General features: G+C 71.6%; 14 protein-coding genes and 1 pseudogene. 9 read left to right on the forward strand and 6 right to left on the reverse strand.

Annotated elements, in window-relative coordinates; all coding sequences use genetic code 11:
* Positions 1-6: 6 nt before the first annotated feature.
* Both CCL05_RS24395 and CCL05_RS24400 read left to right on the forward strand, forming a co-directional pair.
* The gene (locus tag CCL05_RS24395; RefSeq protein ID WP_086562623.1) at positions 7-696 is read left to right on the forward strand and encodes an HAD family hydrolase; all 690 of its coding nucleotides are present in this window, start codon (positions 7-9) and stop codon (positions 694-696) included.
* 156 nt (positions 697-852) lie between these two features.
* Positions 853-1,539 carry a TetR/AcrR family transcriptional regulator gene (locus tag CCL05_RS24400; protein WP_086562624.1) on the forward strand — a complete coding sequence of 229 codons (687 nt, stop codon included), beginning with the start codon at positions 853-855 and terminating at the stop codon, positions 1,537-1,539.
* On the opposite strand, the gene CCL05_RS24405 is transcribed toward CCL05_RS24400, so the two are convergent.
* A complete protein-coding gene (locus tag CCL05_RS24405) occupies positions 1,527-3,029 on the reverse strand; it encodes an LVIVD repeat-containing protein (RefSeq protein ID WP_086562625.1) in 1,503 nt (500 codons plus the stop codon). The genes CCL05_RS24400 and CCL05_RS24405 overlap by 13 nt on opposite strands.
* 190 nt (positions 3,030-3,219) lie before the next feature.
* Here CCL05_RS24405 and CCL05_RS24410 point away from each other — a divergent pair, with 190 nt between their 5' ends.
* A complete protein-coding gene (locus CCL05_RS24410) occupies positions 3,220-3,873 on the forward strand; it encodes a DUF305 domain-containing protein (RefSeq protein WP_086562626.1) in 654 nt (217 codons plus the stop codon).
* A gap of 34 nt (positions 3,874-3,907) precedes the next feature.
* On the opposite strand, the gene CCL05_RS24415 is transcribed toward CCL05_RS24410, so the two are convergent.
* On the reverse strand, positions 3,908-4,372 hold the full coding sequence (locus CCL05_RS24415; protein ID WP_086562627.1) for a DUF6214 family protein: 465 nt from the start codon (positions 4,370-4,372) through the stop codon (positions 3,908-3,910).
* Between the two features lie 209 nt (positions 4,373-4,581).
* Here CCL05_RS24415 and CCL05_RS24420 point away from each other — a divergent pair, with 209 nt between their 5' ends.
* Complete coding sequence (locus tag CCL05_RS24420) at positions 4,582-5,925, forward strand: FAD-dependent oxidoreductase (protein WP_086562628.1); 1,344 nt, start codon at positions 4,582-4,584, stop codon at positions 5,923-5,925.
* Here CCL05_RS24420 and CCL05_RS24425 read toward each other — a convergent pair.
* Entirely contained in the window at positions 5,922-6,299 is a 378-nt protein-coding gene (locus tag CCL05_RS24425) for an ArsR/SmtB family transcription factor (RefSeq protein WP_086562629.1), read from the reverse strand. The genes CCL05_RS24420 and CCL05_RS24425 overlap by 4 nt on opposite strands.
* Positions 6,300-6,388: 89 nt before the next feature.
* Here CCL05_RS24425 and CCL05_RS24430 point away from each other — a divergent pair, with 89 nt between their 5' ends.
* Positions 6,389-7,468 (forward strand): NADH:flavin oxidoreductase/NADH oxidase, encoded by a 1,080-nt coding sequence (locus tag CCL05_RS24430; protein ID WP_086562635.1) that lies wholly within the window; start codon positions 6,389-6,391, stop codon positions 7,466-7,468.
* A 36-nt stretch (positions 7,469-7,504) separates the two neighbouring features.
* Here the strand turns inward: CCL05_RS24430 and CCL05_RS24435 are convergent, their stop codons facing one another.
* Complete coding sequence (locus CCL05_RS24435) at positions 7,505-8,800, reverse strand: extracellular catalytic domain type 1 short-chain-length polyhydroxyalkanoate depolymerase (protein ID WP_244204386.1); 1,296 nt, start codon at positions 8,798-8,800, stop codon at positions 7,505-7,507.
* A gap of 74 nt (positions 8,801-8,874) precedes the next feature.
* Positions 8,875-9,957 (reverse strand): glycoside hydrolase family 62 protein, encoded by a 1,083-nt coding sequence (locus CCL05_RS24440; RefSeq protein WP_086562631.1) that lies wholly within the window; start codon positions 9,955-9,957, stop codon positions 8,875-8,877.
* A 381-nt stretch (positions 9,958-10,338) separates the two neighbouring features.
* Here CCL05_RS24440 and CCL05_RS24445 point away from each other — a divergent pair, with 381 nt between their 5' ends.
* A complete protein-coding gene (locus CCL05_RS24445; protein ID WP_086562632.1) occupies positions 10,339-11,319 on the forward strand; it encodes a pectate lyase family protein in 981 nt (326 codons plus the stop codon).
* Between the two features lie 56 nt (positions 11,320-11,375).
* Entirely contained in the window at positions 11,376-12,164 is a 789-nt protein-coding gene (locus CCL05_RS24450) for a pectate lyase (RefSeq protein ID WP_086562633.1), read from the forward strand.
* Between the two features lie 81 nt (positions 12,165-12,245).
* Here CCL05_RS24450 and CCL05_RS24455 read toward each other — a convergent pair whose 3' ends face one another.
* Positions 12,246-13,004, reverse strand: a complete 759-nt coding sequence (locus CCL05_RS24455; protein WP_086562636.1) for a PaaX family transcriptional regulator C-terminal domain-containing protein — start codon at positions 13,002-13,004, stop codon at positions 12,246-12,248.
* A 75-nt stretch (positions 13,005-13,079) separates the two neighbouring features.
* Between CCL05_RS24455 and CCL05_RS24460 the strand changes: the two genes are divergently transcribed.
* Both CCL05_RS24460 and CCL05_RS24465 read left to right on the forward strand, forming a co-directional pair.
* A complete protein-coding gene (locus CCL05_RS24460) occupies positions 13,080-14,747 on the forward strand; it encodes an acyl-CoA dehydrogenase family protein (protein WP_086562634.1) in 1,668 nt (555 codons plus the stop codon).
* Positions 14,748-14,887: 140 nt separating this feature from the next.
* Positions 14,888-16,755: pseudogene (locus CCL05_RS24465) on the forward strand (HEAT repeat domain-containing protein); the annotation flags it as partial.

Raw genomic sequence — 16,755 nt, forward strand, 5'->3', positions numbered from 1 at the left:
GCCCCTATGAAGGCTGTGCTGTTCGACTTCTCCGGAACGCTGTTCCGTGTCGAGTCCACCGACTCCTGGCTGCGCGGTGTCGTGGCCGACACCAAAGTCCCCTTCACCGAGGCGGAGCTGACCGCCGCCGCGCGTGCGCTGAAGGCGGTGGGGGCGCTGCCCGGCGGTGGCGATCCCGCCCGCGTGCCGGCGGAACTCACCGGCACCTGGCCGATCCGGGACCGGAGCGCCGCACTGCACCGGGCCGCCTACACCGGCGTCTCCCGCCAGGTCACACTCCCCGACCCGGCGTTGCACGACGCGCTGTACGACCGCCACATGACACCCGCGGCATGGACCCCGTACCCGGACGCCGTCGAGGTGCTGGGCACGCTGCGGGAGCGGGGCATCCCCGTCGGGGTGGTCAGCAACATCGGCTGGGACCTGCGCCCGGTCTTCCGCGAGCACGGCCTGGACCGCTACGTCGACGTGTACGTCCTGTCGTACGAGCACGGCATCCAGAAGCCGGACCCGCGGCTGTTCGCCACCGCCTGCGAGGCACTCGGCGCCGATCCGCGCCGGACGCTCATGGTCGGCGACGACCGCGGGGCGGACGGCGGGGCCACCGCCCTGGGATGCGGGGTGCACTTCGTGGACCACCTGCCGGTGGCCGACCGGCCGGACGGGCTGCGGCCGGTCCTGGACCTGGTGAGCTGAGGCCACCACCAGGTCACCCGGTCGTCTGCTCGCCCGCCTCGGACGATCCCCCGTGTCGCCCGAGGCAGACGGCATCGCCGGCCCGGACCGCACGGGTCCTGGCCGGACGTCTCCGAGTATAGTTGGCTGGCAGCCAGTCAACGCAGGAGTTACAGCATGTCCCCGCGCAGCGCCTCGGTCAACGAAGAGTTGCGGAGGCGTTCGAAGGAGCGGCTTCTGCAGGCGGCGGTCGAGCTGGTCGGCGAGCGCGGCTTCGAGGCCACGACGCTCGGGGACATCGCCGACCGGGCGGGCTCGGCCCGCGGTCTGGTCTCGTACTACTTCCCGGGCAAGCGCCAGCTGGTGCAGTCCGCCGTGCACCGGCTGATGCACCGCACGCTGGAGGAGGCGCTGGAGCGCGAGCCGCGCACCGAGGACGGCCGGGAGCGGATGGCGCGGGCCATCGACGCGATCCTGGGGCTGGCCGGGGACCGGCCCGTGCTGATGCGCCAGCACATGGCCGGACTGCTGCAGGCCGAGGGCTTCGTGCCCTGCCCGGAACAGCGGCGCCTGGCGGAACTGCTGCGGGACACCGTCGCCCGGCACGGGTCGGGGGACGTCGACAGCGACTACCCGATGCTGCGGGCCCTGCTGATGGGTGCCGTGTACGCCGCCCTGGTGCCGGGCGTGCCGATGCCGGTCCCGGTGCTGCGGGCCGAGTTGTTCAAGCGCTACGGGCTCGACTGGGAACTGGGCCTCCCGCCGGAGGCCATAGGCTCCGGCGGGAGGAGCGACAGGGATCTGTCGCGGTTCTTCGCGACCGGGGACGCACCGGAGTGCGGCCCGCGGGATCAGTCGAAGTAGTCCGGCTGCGTCTGCACGTTGAGCTCACGCAGGTGGACCCACCGTGCCGGGTCCGTGCGCCGGTCCTTGATCTTCAGGACGTCGAAGCCCTTGGTGATGTCGTTCGAGTAGATGTGGCCGTTGTAGTAGTACGCCGACCACGAGCCGCCCAAGGTCAACTTGTCGGTGCTCACCGTGCCGCGTTCGAAGTAGGCGATCTCCCGGGGCTTCGACGAGTCGGTGAACTCCCAGACGGAGACACCGCCCTGGTACCAGGCCTGGACCATGAGGTCCTTGCCCTTCACCGGGATCAGCGAGCCGTTGTGGGCGACGCAGTTCTCGGTGTCCGCCTGATGACGGGGGATCTTGAAGTAGCTGCGGAAGACGAGCTTGCGCTGCTCGCCCTTGCCGACGATGTCGTAGATGCCGTCGGCGCCGCGGTTCGGGCCGGTCGCCTCGTTGCAGGTGGCCCCGCTGCCGCCGCCGAGCTCGTCGGTGAACACGACCTTGTTCGCCTTCTGGTTGAAGGTCGCCGAGTGCCAGAACGCGAAGTTGACGTTGTCCTGCACCCGGTCGATGACCTTGGGGTGCTCCGGGTCCTTGACGGAGAACAGGATGCCGTCCCCCATGCAGGCGCCCGCGGCCAGGTCCTTCGACGGCAGCACCGTGATGTCGTGGCAGCCGGTGGTCTTGGACACGCCGGGGTTGGTGGGCCCGCCTGGGTTGCCGCCGCCGTCCGGACCCTCACCGGGGAACAGCACGGGGAAGCCCACGACCGCCGCCTTCTCGGGGGCGTTGCGCGGCACCTTGATGACGGAGATGCCGTCGTGCGGCGGCCGGCAGTCGGGATAGGCGGCGTTCGGCGAGTACGACGAGACGTACACGTAGACGTTCCGCCGCTCCGGCACCAGCGTGTGGGTGTGCGAGCCGCAGGCGGTCTCGACGGCGGCGACGTACTTCGGGTTCCGCTTGTCGCTGATGTCGAAGACCTTCATGCCCTCCCACGAGGACTTCTCGGTCGCCGGCTGTGTGGTGCTGTTGCAACTGCTGTCGCTGCGCGAGGAGTCGGTGGACAGGAACAGCAGGTTGCCGGAGACGGAGACGTCGTTCTGCGAGCCCGGGCACAGCACCTGGGCGACCGTCTTGGGTGACCTCGGGTCGCTGATGTCGAAGATGCGGAAGCCGTCGTAGTTGCCGGCGAAGGCGTACCTGCCCTGGAAGGCCAGGTCCGAGTTGGTGCCGGGCAGGACGTCCTTGGGGATGTTGGCGAGGTGCTCGATGTTGTCGGAGTGGACGATCTCGTCCTGGCCGGGTATCTCGCCGCTTTCGATGGCCTCGCGCGCCTCGGCCCGCGCGCTCTTGGACACGTCCTTCGGCGTGGGCGGCACGTCCCCCGGGTCGGGGACGGCCCCTGCCGGCGCCGCCACGAGGAGCGCGGCCAGCAGTCCGCCTGCGATCGCTGAGGCTCCGAGGCGTCTGCGACGTGTTCTGCGGTCGTTCAACAGGATCACTGTTTTCCTCCCTGGTGCCGTTCGCTGCGGAACGGTTCACGCACCACGCAGTATCGTCCTCGTCATGCGCACACCAACAGGCGTCAACAAAATCTTAAAGAAGTCACTCGGTCAATGACCCGCGGAGCATGCCCGAAGGGTCGTCAGCATCCCGAGATGTCCACCAACTCGCCCGCCCCAGGAGGTCGTTGTGCTCTTCCGCCGTGCGTCCCGTACGTCCGCCGCCGTGACGGGGCTGGCCGCCCTGGCCGCGCTCCTGACCGGCGGCTGCGACTCGGGTGCGGACCGCGAGCCCGCCGCGGCGGACGGGCCCGCCGTGATCGCGCCGGGTGAGCCCGGCGAGCCGAACCGCACCCTGTCCGCCGAGGACGCGGCCGGCCGGCGCTCGGAGAACGACTCCCCCAACTCGGCGGACGTCTCCTACGCCCGCATGATGATCGAACACCATGCCCAGGCCCTCGTGATGACCGAACTCGCCCCGCGACGCGCCGAGTCGGCGAAGGTGAAACGGATCGCCGCGCGGATCGCTGCCGCCCAGAAGCCGGAGATCGAGGCCATGAAGGGCTGGCTGAAGTCGTACGGCAAGCCGCTGAAGGCGCAGCGTCACGAGCACGCCGTGATGCCCGGGATGGCGACCGAGGCACAGCTGAAGAAGCTCCGCGCGGCCGACGGGAAGGCGTTCGACCAGCTCTTCCTGACGCTGATGACGACCCATCACCAGGGCGCGATCACGATGGCCACGGACGTGAAGGGGCAGGGCAACAACATCCGGATCGAGGAGATGGCCGACGAGGTGATCGCCCAGCAGACGAGCGAGATCACACGGATGCGGGACATGCTCTAGCGGACTTCCGGGCCGCGCCCGGCACCGGGCCCGCTCAGCGCCGGGCGCGGCGCGGGGGCAGGAGCCCGGCGTCCCGGGCCTGGCCGATCAGCCTGAGGGACGTGCGGCGACTGTGTCCGGTCGCGCACATCACGGCGAGGACCGGATCGGCGCCCTCCTGCTGGGCCGCGCGGTACTCCTGCGCCACCAGCCACCGCCCCCGCGCACCGGGCGGCCAGGCCGGCCGGGCGCGCCGCCCCTGGCCTCCGCGGCCTTCGGGAGCCGCCCCGGTGCCGGCGCCGCACGCCTCGGCCAGCGAGTCCTCGATCCAGTCGGCGAGCACCGCCAGGTCGTCGACGGACAGCGCGGGTTGCGCGCGGACGTCCTCCACGCCGACGCATCCCCCGGCCACGACGGCCAGCGCCTCGACGAGGGCGCCGTCCGTGAAGACCAGCCGGACGTCGAACCACCGCGTGGCGTCCTCGTTCTCCCGCACCTCCCACGCGGGCCGCACGGACACCGTGCCGTCCGCCGGAGAGCGATCAGAAAGATTAAGAAAGGATGCTTCCAGCACACCACAGAACGTAACCGAATGATCACATTCCATATAGATCGGACACGCACCCCGGGTGGCGGACAGCACCCTGTCAGCGGAGCCCCGGCGGTGCGATGCTGGAGGCGTCAGCGCTCTCGTGAGATCCCTCGGGATCCCGGGTAAGGAGTTCCGCCGTGCTGCGAGTCGCCGTCGTAGGCTCCGGGCCGAGCGGGTGCTACACCGCCCAGAGCCTCGTCCAGCAGGACCCCGAGGTGTGCGTCGACGTCCTGGACCGGCTGCCGTGCCCGTACGGCCTGGTCCGCTACGGCGTGGCGCCGGACCACGAGAAGATCAAGTCGCTCCAGAACAACCTGCGCACGATCCTGGAGCACGACCGGGTCCGGTTCCTCGGAGGCGTCCAGGCCGGTCCCGGCGGAGTGCCGGCCGCCCGGCTGCGGGAGCTCTACCACGCGGTGGTGTACTGCGTGGGCGCCGCCACCGACCGGCATCTGGGCATCCCCGGGGAGGACCTGCCGGGCAGCTGGTCGGCGACACAGTTCGTGTCCTGGTACAGCGCCCACCCGGACGCCGTGGACGCCGGATTCCTGCGGGACGCCCGGTCGGCCGTGGTGATCGGCGTCGGGAACGTCGCCGTGGACGTCACCCGGATGCTGGCGCGCGGCCTGGCCGAGCTCAGCCCCACCGACATGCCGCAGGCGGCCCTGACGACACTGGCGGCGAGCCGGGTGACCGAGATCCACATGGTGGGCCGGCGGGGCCCGTCCCAGGCCCGCTTCACCACGAAGGAGCTGCGCGAGCTGGGCACCCTGCCGGAGACGGACATCGCCGTGGACCCGGCCGAGCTGACCCTTGACCCCGGATACACCGACCCGGCCGCCCTGCCCGCCGCGCAGCGCCGCAACGTGGAGGTGCTGCGCGGCTGGTCCGGGACACCGCCGAGCGGCGCCCCGCGCCGGATCCGGCCGCGCTTCTTCCTCCGCCCGGTCGAACTGCTCGCCGAGCAGGGCCATGTCGGCGCGGTGCGGTTCGAGCGGACGGTCCCGGACGGACACGGCGGCGTGACGGGCACCGGCCGGTTCGAGGACATCGAGGCCCAGTTGGTGCTGCGCTCGGTGGGCTATCGCGGGGTGCCGCTGGAGGGGCTGCCGTTCGACGCGGACAGCGGCACGGTGCCGAATCTGGCCGGGCGCGTCCTGCGCGAGGACGTCGTCACGCCGGGCGAGTACGTGGCCGGCTGGATCAAGCGGGGCCCGACGGGCGTCATCGGCACGAACCGCCCCTGCGCGAAGGAGACGGCGACGTCGCTCCTGGAGGACGCGTCCCTCCTCCTGACCAGGACCGTCCCCGACGACCCGCTCACGGCCCTGCGCGCGGAGGGCGCCGCCCCGGTCGAGTGGAGGGGCTGGCAGTCGATCGAACAGGCAGAGGCACTGCTGGGAGCGTCACTCGGCAGGGGCGTAGTGAAGCTCCCGGATTGGCAGTCCCTGATGAGCGCCGCGCACGGCGACGTGCTCTAGCCACCACGAACAGCCTGCCGAGCCGCGGCATCCAGAATCGCGTCCAGCAACCCCGGGAACAGCTCGTCCAGATCCCCCCGCCGCAGCCCGTTCATCTTGGCGGTCCCCCGGTACGCCTGCCGAATCACCCCGCTCTCCCGCAACACCCGGAAGTGATGCGTGGTCGTGGACTTCGTCACCGGCAGGTCGAAGTGCGAACAGGACAACTCCCCGCTGACCGCCGCAAGCTCCCGCACGATCCGCAACCGCATCGGGTCGGAGAGCGCATGCAGCACCCCCTCCAGCCGGATCTCGTCACGCACGGGATGCGGCAGGTCGCGGCTGCTGACGGCGGGAGAGGTCACGACGGCTCCACTTTCCTTCGGGGATTCCATAGTACGAGAACCCTCGTAGTTTGACATCCACCGTACTACGATGCCTATCGTACGAGTCGACATCGGCCCCGTGACGAATGGAGTCCGCCGTGACCGCGCTCTTCGAGCCCTGCACCCTGCGCGATGTGACGATCCCGAACCGCGTGTGGATGCCCCCGATGTGCCAGTACTCGGCCGCACCGGAGGGCCCGGAGACCGGCGTCCCCCACGACTGGCACTTCGCGCACTACGCCGCCCGCGCCACCGGCGGCACGGGCCTGATCATCGTCGAGGCCACGGCGGTGTCCCCGGAGGGGCGCATCTCGCCGTACGACCTCGGCATCTGGAACGACACGCAGGTGGCGGCGTTCCGCCGGATCACCAGCTTCCTCGCCGCGCAGGGCACGGTGCCCGCGATCCAGCTGGCCCACGCCGGCCGCAAGGCTTCGACCGACCGCCCCTGGAAGGGCGGCGCCCCGGTGGGCCCGGACGCCCACGGCTGGGCGTCCGTCGCGCCGAGCCCGGTCGCCTTCGACGACCGGCACCCCGTCCCGGCCGAGCTGACTGTCGATCAGATCAAGGACGTCGTCGGGCAGTTCGCGGCCGCGGCCCGTCGCGCGCTCGCCGCCGGGTTCGAGATCGCCGAGATCCACGGCGCCCACGGCTACCTGATCAACGAGTTCCTCTCCCCGCACTCCAACCACCGCACCGACGCCTACGGCGGCTCGTACGAGAACCGCACCCGCTTCGCGCTCGAAGTCGTCGACGCCGTACGGGAGGTGTGGCCTCAGGACAAGCCGCTGTTCTTCCGGATCTCGGCGACCGAGTGGCTCGACGAGGGCGGCTGGACCGCGGACGACACCGTCCGCTTCGCCGCCGATCTGCGGGCCCACGGCGTCGACCTGCTGGACGTCTCCACCGGCGGTAACGCCTCCGGCGTCCGCATCCCCACCGGCCCCGGCTACCAGGTGCCCTTCGCCGCCCGGGTGAAGCAGGAGACGACGCTGCCGGTCGCCGCCGTGGGGCTGATCACCGAGGTCGAGCAGGCCGAGAAGATCCTGGCCAATGGCGAGGCCGACGCGGTCCTGCTCGGCCGCGAGCTGCTGCGCAACCCTTCGTGGGCCCGGCAGGCCGCACGGGAACTCGGCGCCGAGGTGCGGGTGCCGGACCAGTACCACCGGTCGGTCTGAGCCGGCACCCGACCCCCGAGGCACACCGCTCGCGTGTCAACCGGTCGCGCACGCCGTCCCGTTGAGGTTGTACGCGGCCGGTCCGGCGCTGTTGCCGCCGTGACTGGCCTGATAGCCGATGCTCACGCTCGCGCCCGGCGCGATGGTGCCGTTGTAGGACACGTTGGTCGCGGTCACCGACCCGGACGAGGGCGTGTAGGTGGCGCCCCAGCCGCCCGTGACCGTCTGCCCGGCCGGGAGCGTGAAGCCGAGTTTCCAGCCGTTGACCGTCGTCGTACCGGTGTTGGTGAGGGTCACGGAGGCGGTCAGGCCGGTGTTCCAGGCGTTCACCGCGGCCGTCACCTTGCAGGCGCCGGGCTGGGGCTGGGGAGCCGGCCCGGACTTGTCGAGGCCGAAGAAGGTGAGCACGCGGGACGCCATGCCCTGGGCGTACAGGTTGTGGCCGACGCCCTGGAGGCTGACGGCCTCCACGGGGGCCTGGTCACCCGTGCCGCCGTAGCGGGTGCGGGTCCAGCCGGACTGGGGCGTGTCGGTGGCGGCCGGTGTCTGGCTCACGCCCTGCACGTTCGTCCACTGTTTGATCTGCTCCCCGAAGTTGGGGTAGCGCAGGACGTCGTCCTCGGTGCCGTGCCAGATCTGCATGCGCGGACGGGGGCCGCTGTAGCCGGGGTACGCGTTCCGGACCAGGTCGCCCCACTCCTTCGGGGTGTGGGTGATCGTGCCGCCCGAGCAGTTGCTGTTCCACTCGGAGCCGTCGGTGGTGGCGAAGCAGGCGAACGGCACGCCGGAGAAGGCGGCGCCCGCCGCGAACACGTCGGGGTAGTCGCCGAGCAGGACGTTCGTCATCATCGCGCCGGAGGAGATGCCCGTGGCGAACACCCGGCCGGTGTCGGCGTCGTAGGTGCGGGTCACCCAGTCGATCATCGACTTGATGCCGACCGGGTCGCTGCCGCCGCCGCGGCGCAGTGCCTGGGGCGAGGAGACGTCGAAGCACTTGCTGCTGCGCGTGACGGACGGGTAGAGCACGATGAAGCCGTACTGGTCGGCCAGGGTGTCGTACTCGGTGCCGTTGTACATGTCCGGGCCCGAACCGGTGCACCAGTGCACGGCGACCACGACCGCCGGGTTCGGTCGGACGCTCTCCGGCACGTACAGGTACATCCGCAGGTTGCTGGGGTTCGTGCCGAAGTCCGTGACCTCGGTGAGGGTCGCGGTGGGTACGGCCTTCGCACGGGCGGCGGCCTCGGGTGCGGTGAGCGCGGTGACCGCGAGCAACGGCAGCAGCGCGGCGAGGAGCGCGAGGAGCATCGACCGCAGCGGTCTCCTCGTCATGGGCTGGGGGGTGGCAGGCACGTCCGGGGTCCCTTCGGTTGTCAGGCGCGGCTCGCAGGACGTCGTGCGGTGGTTCAGCAGGTGGAGTTCGTCTGGGTCAGCAGGGCCAGCCGCCAGGGCAGCCGGTAGTAGTCGCCGCTGGATGCCGGGTCCATCCCCTGGTAGAGGAACTGGAGGCGGCACGGGTCGATCGTGAGGGTCTGGTCGACGCCGGCGCGGATCATCTCGCCGTGGCTGAAGTCCCTGGTCCAGGCGGGCTGTCCGGCTTCGAAGGTGACGTTGGACGAGCGGGCGAAGGGGTTGGCCTCGGTGTCGGCGAGCGGTTTCCACGCGCCGCCCGGGCTGTCGGCGGTCCAGGCCCGGAAGTAGCGCCGCCAGTCGGATCCGGTCGCGAGGGCCTCGACGAGCATGAGGTAGCCGCCCCCGTCGCCGAGCCGGTAGACGTTGCCCGCCTCGAAGAGGTCGAAGCGGTTGGGCTCGGACAGCACGACGGCGGTGTCGCGGAAGCCGTTCGGGAACTCGGCGAGGGTGGTGCGCGAGCGGTACTGGTGGCCGTTGCCGTCCGAGAAGAACAGGTAGCAGTCCGTCCGGTCGCAGATCGTCCAGAAGTCCAGCCAGGCGCCGTCGCCCTTGTTCTCGGTCACGACGGGCGGCTCACCGTCGAAGAAGTTCCGCGGGGCACTCCAACTGAGCGGATCCGAGGGGTCCTTGGTGGTGGAGTAGGACGGCGGTCCGGTCTGGTAGACCATGTACCAGGTCTGCTGGGGCGCGAAGTAGAAGACCTGGGGCGCCGCGGCGTACCGATCGCCGATGTCCGGGTTGGCGTCGAGGAACGCCTGGGGAGCCGAGGCTGCCTCGGACCACCGGGCGAAGCTCGTGTGCCCGAGACTCCAGCGCCCGGCGCTGTCGGCCGTCGTGAAGTAGACGTGCCAGCGGTCCCGATACCGGAACACCGTCGGATCCTTGACCGAGAGGATCGGGTGGCCGGCGTCCGGTTCCGGGCTGATCAGCGGGCCGGTCGAGGACCAGGTGAACGACTCCGGCAGGGAACCCGCGCGGCCCGGCCGCGGCGTGTCCGCGGCCGCCGGTCCCGGGCCCAGGGCCGGCACACCGACCGCCAGCAGCATGAACACCAGCACGTTGACGAACGTACGCATGCGCGGAGTCCTCATCGACCCGCCCTCTCGTGAGGGGAAGCGTCCGACCGGCATGGTGGCATGGACATGGCTCTCATGGAAGCGCTCCCACGCTGCTTCCCGCTGCTCCACCGCTCCGACCAGGTCCGACCGAATGTGTTCTGCGCGAGGCGTTGACTAGAAAGCGCTTGCCCTCTACGTTCCGTTCAGAAGTGTGACCCGGAAGCGCCTCCGCCAGGGCGCCCGCCGGGGCCTGCCCCGCCCGGGGAAGTGCACCCCTGAGGCATGGCAGGGCCTCCGGTCCGGCCGCACACAGCGCGCGCGGTGAACAACATGGCGAATGTCATTCATGTACATGACCGACCTGGCACCATGAAGGCACCACGAAGGGACGCACCCCACATGCGTACTCATCCCCCACATACACGTGTCCTCAGATCCACCCTGGCGCTCGCCGCCGCATCCGCACTGGCGACCGTGGCGGTCCTGGCCGTTCCCCAGCCGGCCGGGGCCGCCGAGACCTCGCCCATCGGGTTCGGCGCGGGGACGACCGGCGGCGGCAGCGCCTCGGCGGTCACCGTCTCCACGCTGAGCGCCTTCGAGTCGGCGGTGACCGGCAACTCGGCCAAGGTCGTGCGGGTCAACGGCCTGATCTCGCTGAGCGGTCAGGTCGACATCGGGTCCAACACGACCGTCCTGGGCGTGGGTTCGGCCTCCGGGTTCACCGGCGGCGGACTCCGGCTGAAGAAGGTCTCGAACGTCGTCATCCGCAACCTCAACATCAGCAAGCCGCTGGCGCCCGCCGACGGCATCACCGTCGAGGCGTCGAGCAAGGTCTGGATCGACCACAACTCCTTCTCGGCCGACCGCGATCACGACAAGGACCACTACGACGGCCTGCTGGACGTCAACCACGGCGCGGACAACGTCACGGTGTCCTGGAACACCTTCAAGAACCACTTCAAGGGCTCGCTCGTCGGCCACAGCGACAACAACGCGAGCCAGGACACCGGGCACCTGAAGGTGACGTACCACCACAACCACTTCAGCAACGTGTACTCGCGCATCCCGAGCCTGCGGTTCGGCACCGGGCACTTCTACAACAACTACGTCGACGGCGCCGAGACCGCCTGCCACTCGCGCATGGGCGCCCAGATGCTGGTCGAGAACAACGTCTTCCGTTCGACGAAGGTCGCGGTCACCACGAACCGCAGCAGCGACGTCGACGGATACGCCAACCTGCGCGGCAACGATCTCGGTGGAGCCGCCACCGAGGTCTCGCGGGTCGGCAGCTTCACCAGCCCGCCGTACGCCTACACGGCGGAGCCGGCCTCGTCCGTCGTCGCCTCGGTGACGTCGGGTGCGGGCGCCGGAAAGCTCTGACACCCCGTCCGCTCGGACACCCCCCATACGCTCAAGACGACAGAAGGAATCGGGACATGACTTCTGCGACACGTCCGCGCGCCCGCAGGCGCGCGCTGACCGGCGCGCTGGCCACTCTCGGCCTCTCGGTTGGCATGATCATGACCACCAATGCGCCGACTGCGAGCGCCGCCACCTGGCCGACCCCCAACGGCAGCCAGGGGACGTCCTCCACCATCTCCGTGTCCGGCACCAAGGACTACGGGATGAAGCGGTTCTACGGCACCGGAAGCCTGGCCGGTGACGGCCAGGAGGAGGGCCAGGACCCGATCTTCAAGCTCGCGGACGGCGCGGTGCTGAAGAACGTCATCCTCGGCGCCCCCGCCGCCGACGGCATCCACTGCGAGGGCAGCTGCACGCTCCAGAACGTCTGGTGGGAGGACGTCGGCGAGGACGCCGCCACCTTCCGCGGCGGCAACGGCGCCACCTACCAGGTGATCGGCGGCGGCGCGAAGAAGGCGGCGGACAAGGTCTTCCAGCACAACGGCGGCGGCACGCTGAGCATCTCCAACTTCGCGGTGCAGGAGTTCAAGACGCTCTACCGCTCCTGCGGCGACTGCTCCACGCAGTACACCCGCAAGGTCAACCTCAACACCATCGACGTGACCGGCACGGGCACCACCGCCCGGCTCGCCAGCATCAACGTCAACCGCAACGACGTGGCGACGCTGCGGAACATCACGATCCGCAACGACTCCGGCCGCAAGGTCGTCCCCTGCCAGAAGTACAACAACAACACCGCTGTCGGATCCGGACCCGACAGCACGAACTGCCTCTACTCCACCTCGGACATCACCTACAAGTAGCCCCCGAGGCAACCACAACCCCCCACGGTGAAGGCGGCCGTGCGAAGCGTCCCCGGCGGGCGCTGCGCACGGCCGCTCGCGTCATGCGCCGCGCACGCGCGCGCGTACCTCCCCGACGAGCTCCCGCTGGTAGTCGGTGTAGGCGGCGCGCAGCCCCGCTCCCGGCCAGTCGGCGGGCAGGAGTCCGGGCGGCAGGACGGGGTCGGCCAGCAGGTGCCGCACGACGGCGGCGAAGGCGGTCAGACGATCGGCGGGGCGAGGCGCCTCGGTGATGTGGGCGAGCAGCGCCCGGGCCGTGGCGGACCAGGCGTCCAGCGGCCACAGGCTCCGGGCCAGCTCGCGAGCCGGCCGGCCGGGGCGGGCCGTGTAGTGCTGGGCCACCGGGTCCAGGTCGCCGGGCAGGGGGCGGGCCAGGTTGGCGGGGCGGAGCCAGACGCCCTCGCGGAGTTCGGCGAGCCGGAGGGCGGTCAGCCGGGCGCGCAGGTCGGCGCGTTCGGCGGGGCCGCGTCCCGTCGCGGTGACCACGACCATCTCCCAGTCCCCGTCCCACGCGCGCGTGCGCGGGTGCACGGCGTCGTCCTGACGGCGCTGGCGTTCCAGCAGCCGGTCGCTGAGGCGGTAGCCGGTGCCGGTGCGCCGCAGATCACCGGCGGCCACCATCCGGCTGAGCGCCGCCCGCAGTGTGGAGCCGCCGACGTCGAAGCCCTCCGTGAGCCGCACGAGCTCCCTGACCGGAAGTTCGGGGGGATGCGCGCCGAGCAGCAGGCTCAGCACGACCGACCGCGCGGACAGCGGCCGCAGATCGAGCGCGCCGGGCCGCGCCGGGACGTTCTTCGGCATGGTCACGTACTGTACGCGGCACCCTTTCGTGTTGCAGGATTGCTGCGACCGTAGGCCAAGTGCAACACTCGACGTATGGTCTCGACACTCGGCGCACAGCAGGCGTACGGCGGATCCGCCACGCACGACGTCACGAACCAGGCACCGCCGCTCGCCCCGTACGACGCCTCCGAGGACACGGCCCTGCTGGAGGGGCTCCGGCGGGAGGGCGCCGGGTGGGCCGAGGAGGACCTGCGGCGGCTCGGCAGGCAGGCCGGCAGTGTCCAGGCGCGGAAGTGGGCCGACCTGGCCAACCGCCACGAGCCGGAGCTGCGGACGCACGACCGGTACGGCAACCGCGTCGACGAGGTCGAGTTCCACCCGAGCTGGCATCACCTGATGGGCGCCGCGATCGCCGCGGGACTGGCCGCGTCCCCCTGGGCGGACGACCGGTCCGGCGCCCATGTCGCCCGGACCGCCGGCGGACTGGCGTGGGGGCACACGGAGGCGGGGCACGGCTGCCCGACGTCGATGACGTACGCGGCCGTCCCCGCGCTGCGCAGGCAGCCGGAACTGGCGAAGGTCTACGAGCCGCTGCTGACCAGCCGGGAGTACGAGCCCGGCCTCCGGGTGCCGACGGAGAAGCGCGGGCTGCTGGCGGGCATGGGGATGACCGAGAAACAGGGCGGTTCCGACGTCCGGACGAACACCACGACGGCCACGCCCTCCTCCGAACCCGGGGTGTACACCCTGCGCGGGCACAAGTGGTTCACGTCGGCGCCGATGAGCGACGTGTTCCTGGTGCTGGCGCAGGCCCGGGGCGGCCTGTCCTGCTTCCTGGTGCCGCGCGTGCTGCCCGACGGCACCCGCAACACCTTCCGCATCCAGCGGCTGAAGGACAAGCTGGGCAACCGCTCCAACGCTTCCTGTGAGCCCGAGTTCGACGGGACCGTCGCCTGGCTGGTGGGGCCCGAGGGGCAAGGCGTCAAGACCATCATCGAGATGGTCAACTGCACGCGGCTGGACTGCGTGATGATGTCGGCCGCGCTGATGCGCACCTCCCTCGTGGAGGCCGGGCACCACGCGCGGCACCGCAGCGCGTTCGGCGCACGGCTGGTGGACCAGCCGCTGATGCGCAACGTTCTGGCCGATCTCGCGCTGGAGTCCGAGGCCGCCACGACGCTCACCCTGCGGCTGGCCGGCGCGGCCGACCGGGCGATCCGCGGCGACGACCGGGAGACCGCGTTCCGCCGGATCGCCACGGCCGTCGGCAAGTACTGGGTGACCAAACGAGGCCCGGCCTTCACCGCGGAAGCCCTGGAGTGCCTCGGCGGCAACGGCTACGTCGAGGACTCGGGCATGCCCCGGCACTACCGCGAGGCTCCCCTGCTGTCGATCTGGGAGGGCTCGGGGAACGTCAACGCCCTCGACGTGCTGCGGGCCCTGAGCCGCGAACCGGGCACGGCCGAGGCCCTGTTCGGCGAGTTCGCCCGCGCCCAGGGGGCGGACGCCCGGCTGGACGCGGCCGTGACGCGGCTGAAGAACCGGCTGTCGGGGGCGTCACAGACGACGGCCCGCCGTCTCGTGGAGGACATGGCCCTGACGCTCCAGGCCTCCCTCCTCGTCCGGTACGCCCCGCCGGCGGTCGCCGACGCGTTCTGCGCGACGCGGCTCGGGGGCGACTGGGGGTACGCCTTCGGGACGCTGCCGGAGGGCGCGGACCTCGGCGCGATCGTGGAGCGAGCGCTGCCGGGCGGGAACTGAACCACCCCTGCCCGGGGTGAGAGAGCCGCCGTCGGCCAACGGGCGCACAGTTCGCGCACCGTCATCGCCCGATTCCGCTTCGTTGTCAGTGCCGTGGTGCAGACTCCCCGTCAGTTGGCACTTCGCCTGGGGAGGACAACGTGTTCAGGGGGATCGACGAGGTCGACTGGGCCTCGCTGCGGCATGCCGAGGGCAGCGCGGAGGACGTGCCCGGACTGCTCCGGGGACTGGCCTCCGCCGACCCGGCCGAGCGAGTGACCGCGCTCGACCGGATGTACGGCGCCGTGCACCACCAGGGTGACGTGTACGACTCGACGCTCGCCTGTGTTCCGTTTCTCCTCGCGCTCGCCGTCCGTGAGGAGGTGCGGGACCGGGCGGGGATCGTGGAGCTCCTCGTCAGCATCGGTGGGCGCGACGGGGGCGGGGATGGATCGGGTGATCTCGCCGCGAGGGCCCGTGCCGTCCTGCGGGCGGGCGCCGATGTCTTCGTCCGGCTGGCGGGGGACGCGGACGCCGGAGTGCGCCGGTCGGCTCCGGAGGCCCTCGTGCGGTTCCTCGACCGGCCGGCGCGTGTGCTCGCCGTGATACGGGAGCGCATCACCGTGGAGCGGGACGACCGGGTCCTGCTCGCCCTGGCCGAGGGCCTCGGCCTGTTCGCACGGCGGCACCCGCCGGCCGGCGACGCCCACGCCGCCGAGGCGGTGGACCTGCTGACGACGCTGAGCCTGCCGCCTCACGGACCGGGGCTGCGGCTGGCCGCGCTCGGGCAGCTGGCGCGGTGCGCACCGGAGTCGCTTCCCGCGGATCTCGTACCGACCGTGGTCCGGCTGCTCCGGGACAGGTCCGGGCAGCGCGTCCACGGGAGGCTCGCGCCGGACGGTCCCGGTGTGGACACCCTCGCCGGACGGCTGCGGCGGCTGCGTCCCTCGGACGAGGAGGGCTCCCGGCTGCTGCGCACGCTGCACTCCGCGCTCGACGCAAGGGTGGCCGACCGGGTCGCCCTGCTGTGCGGGCAGTTGACCAGCCCGGATGCCCTGGACCGGTGCAACGCCGTGTGGATGGCGGCCGGGCTGCTCCGCGAGTGGCGTGCCGGTGCGGCGGAGCCGGTCACGCTCATAGGCGCCCAACTGGGCGCCGAGGAGGCACGGTTGCACGACGCGGCGGTCGCCGTCCTGGTCGAGCTCTTCGAACTGGCCCTGCCCGCGGCGGACCACCTCCACGCGCTGGTGAGCCGCTGTCCCGAGTTCCGGATACGTCACCGGGAGCGGGGAGCCCCGACACTGGGCGGCCCGCTCAAGGCGCTGGCCAGGGCGGGGGACGCGGGGGCCACGCCGGTGCTGGCCGAGGTGCTGGCGGGCCCGGTCGTACCGCACGACCTGGGGCTCGTGATACCCCACCTGGGCCGGGCGGCCGCGCCGCTCGCGCCGGCCCTGCGGCGACGCCTCGCCCGCGTTCCGCTCGACGGCCCCGACACGCACGAGCGGGCCGTTCCCCTCCTGTCGGCGCTCGCGGCACTGGGCGACGCCGAGTCCGTGCCGTCGGTGCTGCGCCTGCTGCGCGGCATGCCGGACGGGCTGCGGCTGCGCGACGCCGTCACGGGGGCGGCGGTCCGCGCGCTCGGAGTGTTCGGCGGCGCCGCGCGCGAGGCGGTACCGGATCTGCGCGGGCTGCTGGAGGCCGGCTGCGCCGTCGCGGCCGCGGACGCGCTGTGGTCGGTCACGGGGGACGCGGATGCCGTCGTGCCCGTGCTGCTCCGGAAGCTGACGGAGCCCGGGAGCGGCCGGTACGGGCCGCCGGCCCCAGCCGTCCGAGCACGTCCGCGGCAGCCGCGAGGCGGTACCGGATCTGCGCGGGCTGCTGGAGGCCGGCTGCGCCGTCGCGGCCGCGGACGCGCTGTGGTCGGTCACGGGGGACGCGGATGCCGTCGTGCCCGTGCTGCTCCGGAAGCTGACGGAGCCCGGGAGCGGCCGGTACCGCCCCGCGGCTGCCGCGGACGTGCTCGGACGGC

The sequence above is a fragment of the Streptomyces africanus genome (genome assembly GCF_002150735.1).
Classification (GTDB): domain Bacteria; phylum Actinomycetota; class Actinomycetes; order Streptomycetales; family Streptomycetaceae; genus Streptomyces; species Streptomyces africanus.